This window comes from Stenotrophomonas sp. FW305-3-2-15-E-LB1 (assembly GCF_058787375.1).
On the sequence record NZ_JBYSZR010000020.1, the window covers coordinates 75,358 to 85,321 of the forward strand.

Genomic DNA, 9,964 nt, shown 5'->3' on the forward strand with positions numbered 1-9,964 from the left:
CCAAGGAACGGCACCTGCGTTTCACTGGTAGCGCCGGGCCATGCCCGGTGGCTTTTCGCTGTTCTGTAGAGCCGGGCCATGCTCGGCTGCTTTGGTCGAAAGCCAGTCGAGCACGGCTCGACTCTACAAGGCACGGCGCCGGGGGTTGCCCGGCGCCCTCTGCATCAGAACGACCAGGTGAAGGTCAGCGAGCCATTGCGGCCGTCGCCGAACGCACCGTAGCCGTTGATCTGCGAGTAGTACTTCTTGTCCAGCAGGTTGTTCAGGTTGGCCTGCACGCTGAACTCCGGCGAGATGCGGTAGCGCACGAAGGCACTGACCAGCGCGTAGCCGTCCTGTTCGATGCGGCCGTATGCCGGCACCGCGTAATAGATGCGGTTCTGCCAGTTGGCACCGCCACCCACGGTCAATGCGGTCAGCGACTGCGGGGTGTAGCTGGTGAACAGCTTCAGCGTGGTCTGTGGCAGGTTGGTGTTGATGTCCGCGTCATTGATGTCCTTGGCCACGTAGCGCGATGCACCGAAGGTGGCGTTCCAGCCCGGTGCCAGTTCGCCGTTCAGCTCGAACTCGAAGCCGCGGCTGACCGTGCCGCGAGCGGCGATGTAGGCCGTTTCGCCTCCGGTTCCGCCGATCACCGGTTCGCCGGTCGACTGGCCGACGTTGTCCTGCTCGATGCGGAACACGGCCACCGAGGCATTGAGGCGGTTGTCGAACCAGGCACCCTTCACGCCCACTTCGTAGCTCTTGCCGTCGACCGGATCGAGGTAGCTGCCGTTGCGGTCCTTCAGCATCTGCGGCTGGAAGATTTCGGTGTACGAAGCATAGGTCGAGTAGGTGTCATTGATGTCGAACACCAGGCCGGCATACGGCGTGGTCACCTTGTGCGAACGATCGGCGCCTTCGCCTTCGCTCTTCCAGTCGGTGTAGCGTGCACCGATGATCAGCTTCAGCGGATCGGCCAGCGACAGGCGCGTGGCGGCATAGCCGGCCTTCTGGGTGATGGTGCCTTCGCTGGCCAGGCTGAGCGGGTTCCAGTCCGGTTCGCTGATGTTGCCGGTCCAGTTCAGGTAGCTGGAGAAGGGATCCCAGGCAAGGCCGGCACCGCCGACCTGGTAGTCGCCGTAGTTGGCGTAGTCGCGCTTGTTGTAGCTCAGGCCCGCCATGAACTGGTGTTCGCGGCCGAACAGCTGGAACGGGCCGTCAACGAAGCCATCGATCGCGTCGACCTTGCGTTCGGTGTTGTAGAAGCCGGCCGACGGCGAAATGCCCGCACCGGTGTTCCTGTCAAAGAACGAGGCGCCGGTAACCCAGTCGTTGTAGGCCGGGTAGAACAGCTTGTCGTCGGCCTTGGTCTCGTCATGCGTGGCGCCGATCTTGAACTTCCAGCCGTTGGCGAAGCCGTGCTCCAGGGTGGCGAAGGCGCGCTTGCTGGTGGTGTCCCAGTAGGTCCAGTTCGGGCTGGCATTGAACGACTCGTCGTAGCCGGTGCTGGTGCCATCGGAGAACAGCATCGGGAAGCCGCCCCAGGTCGCGCCGTTGGCGCGCTTCTGCTGGTAGTCGTAGCCCACGCTCAGCTGCGTATCGGGGGTCAGGTCGGCATCGATGACCATGTAGCCCAGCGTCTTGTGCTGGTTGTAGCGGTCCATCTGCGCATCGGTGTCCAGGTAGCTGCCGATGACACGGCCACGCACGGTGCCGCTGGCATTCAGTGCGCTGCCCACGTCCACCGTGGTGCGGGTGCGGCCCCAGCTGCCGACGTTGACCGAGACGCTGCCGGCCAGCTCGGCGCTGTCGGCGTGCTTGCGGATCAGGTTCACCGACGCCGACGGGTTGCCGGCGCCGCTGAGCAGGCCGGTGGCGCCACGCACCACTTCCACGCGGTCGTACAGGGCCAGGTCCAGGCCGGAATCGCCGTAGCTCCAGTTCTGCACCATCTGCGTCGGCAGGCCATCGAACTGGTAGCTGTCGATGTAGAAACCGCGCGCGTAGAACTCGGTACGCTCGGTATCGGACTGGGTGCTGCTCACGCCGGTGGTGTTGCCCAGCACGTCGATGATGTCGTCGAGGTTCTGGTCCTCGATGCGCTGGTGGCTGATGATGCTGACCGACTGCGGGATCTCGCGCGGGGCCAGGTCGAAGCGGGTACCGGCCGAGGTCCTGCGCACCGAGTAGCCTTCGGCGCGCTCACCCTTCACCACCACCTTGTCGAGCGTGGTCGGGTCGGCGGCGGTTTCGGCGAAGGCGGCAGGCGCGGCGGCCAGGCACAGGGCGGAGAGCACCGCCGCGGACAGGCGGTGCGGCAGCAGGGCAAGGGTCGAACGGATCATTGGGTTTCCTGGACGGGCACGTGCGTGCGTCCGACCGGCTTCCCGGATGGTCTGGCGCCGCGGCTGGTGGGGGTCTCACGCCGCTGGCGGGGCCCTGCGTTCCAAGGCGGTGGCTGGGCAATGCGAAGAAGGGCGAACCGTCCTGGCTGCCCGGAAAACGCAAACATGGTAATGCGAATTGTTTCTATTTACAAATGACGCAGGGCGCGTCTGGCGGCGTCAACGCAGCAGCGGCAACGGGTCGCGGGCGCCGTCCGTACCGTAGATGCCCCAGTGCAGGTGCGGCGGCGTGCCCTTGGCATTGCCACTGTCGCCCACGTAGCCCAGCAGCTGGCCGGCCTGCACCACCTGGCCTCGCGCCAGGCCCTCGGCCCAGTCTTCCAGGTGCGCGTAGTAGTAGCGCTCGCGGCCGGGCCCGATCACCCAGACCTGGCGCCCGCCGAGCCCGCGTTCGCTCACATCGGCGATGACGCCTGCGGTAGCGCTGCGCACGGGCGTGCCGCGCTTGCCGAAGATGTCGATGCCGGCGTGGGTGCGGTCACGGCCGCGGGGCGCGCCGAATGTGTTGGCGATCTGCCTGGGCCGCACGCCGTCTACCGGTACCGGCAGTTCAGTGGCCACAGGCATGCGTCCCAGTGTCCACAGCATCTTCGGTGCCGCCGCCCAGGGGCTGTTCCACAGGGAGAGCGCGGCGATGCCGGCGGCCAGCAGCAGGGCGCCGGACAGCAGCCAGCGGCGCAGGCGTCGGGCAGGGGAGGGCGGCGAGGTCATGCCAGCGGGACCGAGAAGCTGCGCTTCAACGTGCCCAGCGCCACCGAGGTGCGGAAGCGCTCGATGTTGTCGTCGCCGCCGAACAGTCGCTCGGTGATCGCTTCGTACTCTTCCATCGAGGCCGCCGAAAGCAGCAGCAGGAAATCGCCGTCGCCGGTGATCGAGTAGCACTGCTGCACGGCCGGGTCATCCTGCACGCGGCGGCGGAACGGGGCCACCTTCTCGCGCTGCTCGCTGACCACGCGTACTTCGACGATGATCGTGAGCGGGCGACCGACCCTGGCCGCGTCGACCACGGCCACGTTGGCGGAAATCACGCCGCTGTCCTGCAGTCGCTTGATGCGCCGCTGCACGGCGGGCGTGGACAGGTGCACGGCCTCGGCAATCTGCCGCTGCGGCAGGGCGTTGTCCCGCTGCAGCAGGTCGAGGATGGCGTGGTCGAAGCTGTCCAGCACGGGGGCGGTGGCCATGGCGAGCAGAAATTGCGCGGACGGGCCCTCAATTGAGCCAAGTGCTCGCCGCCAGCGCAATAGACTGGGCGCATGCAGACTTCCCGATTCGCGCCGATGTTGCCGGCGCTGGCGGTGCTCGGCTCGGTTACCGCGCTGGCCATCGGCACTTCCTATGCCAAACACCTGTTCCCCCTGGTCGGCGCGCAGGGCACCAGCGCGTTGCGCGTGGGCTTCTCGGCCCTGTTGCTGCTGCTGTTCTGGCGGCCGTGGCGCTGGAAAACCAGCCGCGTGGATGCGATGACCATCCTCCGCTACGGGTTGACCCTGGGCCTGATGAACCTGCTGTTCTACATGGCCATCCGCACCATTCCCTTCGGCATCGCGGTGGCCATCGAGTTCACCGGCCCGTTGACGGTGGCGATGCTGTCCTCGCGGCGGCCGATCGACTTCGTCTGGGTAGGGTGCGCGCTGCTGGGCCTGTTGCTGCTGCTGCCACTGGGCGGCGGGCCGGCGCTGGATCCTGCTGGCGTGCTCTACGCCATGGGCGCCGCGGCGTGCTGGGGCCTGTACATCGTCTTCGGCAAGCGCGCCGGCCACCTGCATGCCGGCCATACGGTTTCGCTGGGGCTGCTGGCTGCGTCGCTGGTGGTGGTGCCGGTGGGCGTGGCCCACGCCGGCATGGCGCTGCTGGAGCCGAAGATCCTGCTGGCGGGCCTGCTGGTGGCGCTGGTGTCCAGCGCGATCCCGATGTCGCTGGAAATGATGGCGCTCAAGCGCCTGCCCAAGGAAACCTTCGGCATCCTGATCAGCATGGAACCGGCGGTAGCCGCGCTGTGGGCGATGCTGTTGCTGCACGAGCAGCTGGCCGGCGTTCAGTGGCTGGCAATCGGCTGCACGGTGGTGGCTTCGGTAGGCAGCACGATGACCGCGGCGGTTGAGAACGCCGGTGGTGCAGGTGGGGTAGCGCCGGGGTGTGCCCGGCGGAGAGCGTGCGGACCAACGGTCCGCACCCACCAGAGCAGTGGAAGTCCGCACCCACCCGCGCGGCGGGTCAGCGCAGGGCGTCGGCGGGAACGTCGATGGCCATGGCCAGGGCCAGGTGGTCGGAGAACGCGGCCGGTACGGCTTCCACGCTGCGGGTCTGCAGGTTGCTGCTGACCAGGATGTGGTCGATGGCCCGGTCCGGGCGCCAGCTGGGGAAGGTCGGCACCACGCAGCCCGGCGGCTGCAGCCGGGTCTTCTGGTACAGCACCTGCATTTCCGGGCGCTCGGCCAGGCAGTTGAAATCGCCCATCAGCACCGCGTTGGGATGGTCGGACAGCAGCTCGGCGATGAAGCCGAGCTGGGACATCCGCGAACCCGCACCCAGTGACAGGTGGGCCACCGCCACGGCCAGGCCGTCCTCGCCATCGCCGAACTTGGCCAGCAGTACGCCGCGCCCGCCGATACGGCCGGGCAGGGCGTGGTCCTGTACTTCCACCGGTTCCAGCTTGCTCAGCAGGCCGTTGGCGCTGGACGCCACCCCGCCCATGCGCCGGTTCGGCTGGTGGCTCCAGTAGTTGAAGCCGGCGCGCTGGGCCAGGTAGTGGGTCTGGTTGGTGAAGCCCGACCGCAGGCTGCCCGGGTCGGCCTCCTGCAGGCCGACGATGTCATGGCCGCGCGCCAGGGTGGCGATCGCGTCCAGGCTGCTGCGCTTGCGTCCCGCCGGCAGCGCATGTGACCAGCTGCGGGTCACATAGTCGCTGTAGCGGCGGGTGCTCGAGCCGGCCTGGATGTTGGCCGTCAGCAAGCGCAGGGTCCGTGTGTGGGGGGAAGTCACGGCCGGCAATGCTTTCTCTCTGGATCAGTGCGCCTGGGCCGCACCGCGTTCGCGGGCGATCAAATGGTCGGCGATGCGCAGCATGTCCGGGAAGGTCTTGCCCTTCACCAGGTACTTGCCGTTGATGATGATCGACGGGGTGCCGCTGATCTGGCTGCGCTGGGCGAACTGCTTGGCCGAGTTGGTCTTGGCATTCACCGCGAAGCTGCCCATGGTGGCGGCGAACTGCTTCGGATCCACGCCGTAGCCGGCGTAGAACTTGGCGATGTCGTCGACCGAGTCGGCGCCACGCTCACCCTTCAGGGTCTGCTGCGAGTGGATGGCGGCGTACAGCGCCTCGTGGGTCTTCTCCTGCACGCCCAGGGTCTGTGCGGCGTAGAAGGCACGGGCGTAGTTGTCCCAGGTGCCGCCGAACATGGCCGGCACGTAGACGAAGTTCACGTCGCTGGGCAGGCCGGCCTTCCACGGGCCGACCAGCGGCTGGAAGGCGGCGCAGGCCGGGCAGACGTAACCGAAGATCTCGACCACTTCGACCTTGCCGGCAGCCGGCTGGAACGGCTGGCCGTTGCTGATCAGCTGGTAGTCGGCGCCTTCCACCGGGGCCGGGCCGGTCAGCGCGGTGGTGGTCGGGGCCGGGGCCGCAGCCGCAGCGGTGTCGGTGGCGGCCGGGGCAGCGCCTTCGGCGCCGGCAGCGGGCTCGGCGGCGGGGGTCGCGGCAGGCTCGGCGGCAGCCGGGGTCGCGGCCGGTTCAGCCGGAGCGGTGGTGTTGGTGGTGCCATCGTCGGCCTTGCAGGCCGCCAGGATCGGCAGCAGGGCTGCAAGTGCGAAAGCAGCGATACGGGTCTTCATTGAAACGTCTCCAGCATCTGGAAAGGTGGGGCCGGCGGCGGGCGCCGGCCAGGGGGAAATGATGACATGCGGCGGCGACAGCGCCGTGTCGATGGTCGGGATTGGTTCAGCGGCGGGCGCGGGCTTCGGAAATCAGCTTGGACGCGATGCGCAGCTGGTCCTCGAAGCTGTTGCCACGCACCAGGTACTGGCCGTTGATGATGATGGCGGGCGTGCCCGGCACCTGGGTGCGCTGGGCGAAGGCACGGGCCTCGGCGACCTTCTTCTGCACCGCATCGCCACGCAGGGCCTGCTTGTAGCGGTCGGCGCTCACGCCATAGGCGCTGTAGAAGGTGGCGAGCTCATCGGCCGAGACGTTCTGCATCGGCAGCGAACCCTGCTCGTGCAGGGCCTTGAACACGGCGGCGTGGCTGCGCTTGGCCACGCCCACTTCATCGGCGGCGTAATAGGCCAGGGCCCAGGCATCCCAGGCACCGCCGAAGGCGGCCGGGACCGGGGTGAAGCGCACGTCGGCCGGCAGCTTGGCGGCCCAGGCTTCCAGCTGCGGCTCGAAGTGGGCGCAATGCGGGCAGGTGTAGCCGAAGACTTCAACGACTTCGATCTTGCCGGCCAGGGGCTGGAACGGGCCGGACTTGGCGATGCGTTCGTAGTCTTTGCCTTCAACCAGCGGGGCATTGGCGGGGGTAGCGGCGTAAGCGGCCAGCGGCAGCATCACCAGCAGGGACAGCAGAAGGCGGGGAATCAACCTCATCGACACGCATCTCCATTGAAAATAACAACGCCGGCGCAGCCGCCGGCGTGAAGGAAACATACCGCAGCCGCGGGCCGCCGTGGCGACCCGGGCCGACCAGTGGCGGTCAGGGGGCGGCGGCCGGTTGCGTGGCGGCGGCTTCGGCGGCGATGTCATCGGCCTTGTTGTGCAGGCCCTGCAGGTAGCTGGAGAGGGCCTGGACTTCCTGTTCGCTGAGCTTCTGGGCCACGGCGGCCATGATCTGGAAGTGCGCCTTGTCGGTCTCGTTGGTCTGCCCGGCCTGGTACTCCTGCAGGCGGCGAGCGACATAGCTGGCGTGCTGGCCGCCAATGTGCGGATAGGCCGGGCCTGGGTTGCCGGCGCCGCTGGGACCGTGGCAGGCCATGCAGGCCGGCAGGCCGCGCGTGGCGTCGCCGCCGCGGTACAGCTGCTGGCCGATCTCGTAGAACTTCATGCCCTTGTAGGGGCCATCGGTCACGGCCGTATCGTCGGCGATGCCGGCGGTGGCCTTCTGGGTGGCGAAGAACGCGCCGATATCGCGCATGTCCTGCGGGGTGAGGTTCTGCACGAAGGGCACCATCGCCACCGATGCGCCGGAACTGCGCTGGCCGTTGGCGATGAGGGCCATCTGCTGGGCCACGTAGCGCTCGCTCTGGCCGGCGATGGACGGGTACATCTCCACCGTGGAATTGCCGTCGGCCCCGTGGCAGGCCGCGCAGGCCGAGGCCTTGGTCTGGCCGGCCTTGGCGTCGCCCCAGGTGGTCTTGCTGAAATCGACCTCCAGCGAGGCCGTGCGGATCGGCCCGTTGTCCGGCAGCGGGGTCAGCGTGGTCTGCGCGAAGGCAGCAGCGGCAACGACGACGGCAGTGGCAAGAGCGGATACGGCAAGAACGCGAGCGTGGCGCATGCTAAAGCTCCGTATGGACCGGGCCGGGCGGTGGCCGCCGGCATCGCCCGGATTATCAACGCCGTTTCCGCGCACGGTCAACGCAGCAGTGCAGCATTTTCCCGGCCGGCGGCGCCGGGAACGGGCGCGCGGCGCCGCAACATGCGATCCTAGGCACATGTCATTGCTCATCGAACGCGCCCGTTACCACCTCTCGGCCCATAACGTGCGGCAGCTGCCGCCCGATGAAGGGGCCGAAGTGGCTTTCGCCGGCCGCTCCAACGCCGGCAAGTCCAGCGCCCTCAACGCGCTGACCCGGCAGAACTCCCTGGCCCGCGTGTCCAAGACCCCCGGCCGCACCCAGCAGCTGGTGTTCTTCCAGATCACCCCGGAAGCGCACCTGGTCGACCTGCCCGGTTACGGCTACGCCAAGGTGCCGCTGGACCTGCAGGCGCACTGGCAGGCCTTCATCGACCGGTACTTCCGCACCCGCGAAGCCCTCAAGGGCCTGGTGGTGGTGATGGACATCCGCCACCCGCTGAAGGACTACGACCGGCAGATGCTGTCCTACGCCGTGCAGCGCGGCATGCCGGCGCACGCGCTGCTGACCAAGGCCGACAAGCTCAGCCGCAGCCAGCAGATGCAGACCCTGCAGAAGGTGCGCAAGGAACTGCATTCGGCCTACGGCGACAGCGTCAGCGTGCAGGTGTTCTCCGGTGAGGACCGCACCGGCGTGGATGAAGCCCGCGGCGTGATCGGCGGCTGGCTGGGGCTGGCGTAAGGCGTCTGCTGGTCGCCCGGCTGGCAGCCGGGCGCTACCGACCTGCCTTCTGGTAGTGCCGGCCGCTGGCCGGCAACGGCGCCATGCCCGGCGGCACTTCATTTCAACGGCGAATATTCCGCCGGTACCCACGCATAGGCCTCGCCCTCGCGGCGCACATGGCCCAGGCCGGGGAACGGCAGGTGCGCACCGGCCACCCACCAGCCCTGGGCGGTGGCCTGCTGCAGCAGGGCGCGACGGCTGGCGATGGCCGCCTTGCGGTCGGCATCGGCCTCGAAGGCCGCTTCCGGGTGTGCGAACTGCACCGCGTGGAAGTGCAGCACATCCCCCCACACCAGCAATGACTGACCCTGGCTGTCGAACCGGTAGGAGACATGGCCGGGGGTATGGCCGTGGCTGTCCATCGCGACCGCTCCGCCGGGCAGGGCATCGCCGGGGCTGAAGGTGCGCAGGTGACCGCTGGCCTGATACGGCGCCACCGCGTTGCGCGCCAGCGGGAAAGCGAAGCGCACGCCCTCCGGCGCACCGGCTTCGCTGGCCGGGTCCAGCCAGTAATCGGCATCGGCCCTGGACAGCCACACGGTGGCCTTGGGATAGGCCGGCTGGCCCTGCGCATCCAGCACGCCACACATATGGTCAGGATGGGCGTGGGTGAGCAGCACGTCGTCCACCTCGGCCGGGTCCACGCCTGCCGCGCGCAGGTTGCCCAGCACCTGGCCCAGGCCGGGACCGAAGCACTGCGCGGTGCCGGTGTCGACCAGGGTGAGGTGGTTGCCCTGGCGGACCAGGAAGGCGTTGACCGCGGTCTGCAGGCCTTTGCTGTCTTCGGGCACATAGCGGCCATCGAGCAGGCGGGTGACCAGGGTGGGCGCGACACCCACCACTTCCTGCCGGCCCAGCGCGACCACGCCATCGAACAGGGCGGTGACCTGCAGGGCGCCGACGCGCTGGTGGTAGACGCCCGGCACCTGTTGGGCGGGGGCCGGCGAGATGGCTTCGGCCATGGCAGCCAGCGGCAGGGAGGACAGTGCCAGCAGCAGCGCGGCGCGCAGGGGCAGGTGATGGAGGTTCATGAGGGACTCGGCAAGGCGGGGGATTCCGTTGCCGTGCAGCGTGCCGGGTGGCGCGCGCGCGATGCGCTCAAACCACTGCGTGGAATGCTCAGGGGGCTGTGTACGGCAGGGCTTGCAGCCCTGCACCTGCTGCAGATCAACGTCAACGTCAAAAGCAGAAGCTGGTTTCCTGAGGGTAGGCGGGGTGGGTCCGGTGGCAGGGGACGCCGTAAACCCGTCCATGGGGGCTTGGTCGCGGCATCCATGCCGCTCACA

9 protein-coding genes and 1 pseudogene are annotated in these 9,964 nt (G+C 68.3%); 2 read left to right on the forward strand and 8 right to left on the reverse strand.

Annotated features, from left to right (window positions below; all coding sequences use genetic code 11):
- Positions 1-164: 164 nt before the first annotated feature.
- From fhuE to AC3WL7_RS14560, 3 genes are all read right to left on the reverse strand, one after another.
- Positions 165-2,327, reverse strand: coding sequence for a ferric-rhodotorulic acid/ferric-coprogen receptor FhuE (gene fhuE / locus AC3WL7_RS14550; protein WP_492751105.1), 2,163 nt, complete (start codon positions 2,325-2,327; stop codon positions 165-167).
- A 219-nt stretch (positions 2,328-2,546) separates the two neighbouring features.
- Positions 2,547-3,098 (reverse strand): M23 family metallopeptidase, encoded by a 552-nt coding sequence (locus AC3WL7_RS14555; protein ID WP_492751107.1) that lies wholly within the window; start codon positions 3,096-3,098, stop codon positions 2,547-2,549.
- Positions 3,095-3,568, reverse strand: a complete 474-nt coding sequence (locus AC3WL7_RS14560; protein ID WP_492751109.1) for an Lrp/AsnC family transcriptional regulator — start codon at positions 3,566-3,568, stop codon at positions 3,095-3,097. Before AC3WL7_RS14560 ends, AC3WL7_RS14555 begins: the two co-directional genes overlap by 4 nt.
- Before the next feature lie 72 nt (positions 3,569-3,640).
- Here AC3WL7_RS14560 and AC3WL7_RS14565 point away from each other — a divergent pair.
- Positions 3,641-4,514, forward strand: a pseudogene (locus tag AC3WL7_RS14565) (EamA family transporter).
- Between the two features lie 87 nt (positions 4,515-4,601).
- Here AC3WL7_RS14565 and AC3WL7_RS14570 read toward each other — a convergent pair.
- The 4 genes from AC3WL7_RS14570 to AC3WL7_RS14585 all read right to left on the reverse strand — a co-directional run bounded on the left by AC3WL7_RS14570 (position 4,602) and on the right by AC3WL7_RS14585 (position 7,876).
- On the reverse strand, positions 4,602-5,339 hold the full coding sequence (locus AC3WL7_RS14570) for an endonuclease/exonuclease/phosphatase family protein (protein ID WP_174208737.1): 738 nt from the start codon (positions 5,337-5,339) through the stop codon (positions 4,602-4,604).
- A 54-nt stretch (positions 5,340-5,393) separates the two neighbouring features.
- A complete protein-coding gene (locus AC3WL7_RS14575) occupies positions 5,394-6,218 on the reverse strand; it encodes a thiol:disulfide interchange protein DsbA/DsbL (RefSeq protein WP_492751111.1) in 825 nt (274 codons plus the stop codon).
- Positions 6,219-6,324: 106 nt separating this feature from the next.
- Positions 6,325-6,969 carry a thiol:disulfide interchange protein DsbA/DsbL gene (locus AC3WL7_RS14580; RefSeq protein WP_079223321.1) on the reverse strand — a complete coding sequence of 215 codons (645 nt, stop codon included), beginning with the start codon at positions 6,967-6,969 and terminating at the stop codon, positions 6,325-6,327.
- Between the two features lie 106 nt (positions 6,970-7,075).
- Positions 7,076-7,876 (reverse strand): c-type cytochrome, encoded by an 801-nt coding sequence (locus tag AC3WL7_RS14585; protein ID WP_079223319.1) that lies wholly within the window; start codon positions 7,874-7,876, stop codon positions 7,076-7,078.
- A gap of 157 nt (positions 7,877-8,033) precedes the next feature.
- Here AC3WL7_RS14585 and yihA point away from each other — a divergent pair, with 157 nt between their 5' ends.
- Positions 8,034-8,636: a ribosome biogenesis GTP-binding protein YihA/YsxC gene (gene yihA / locus AC3WL7_RS14590; RefSeq protein WP_079223317.1), complete on the forward strand. Its 603-nt coding sequence runs from the start codon at positions 8,034-8,036 to the stop codon at positions 8,634-8,636.
- 98 nt (positions 8,637-8,734) lie between these two features.
- Here the strand turns inward: yihA and AC3WL7_RS14595 are convergent, their stop codons facing one another.
- The gene (locus AC3WL7_RS14595; protein WP_492751114.1) at positions 8,735-9,709 is read right to left on the reverse strand and encodes an MBL fold metallo-hydrolase; all 975 of its coding nucleotides are present in this window, start codon (positions 9,707-9,709) and stop codon (positions 8,735-8,737) included.
- Between the last annotated feature and the right edge of the window lie 255 nt (positions 9,710-9,964).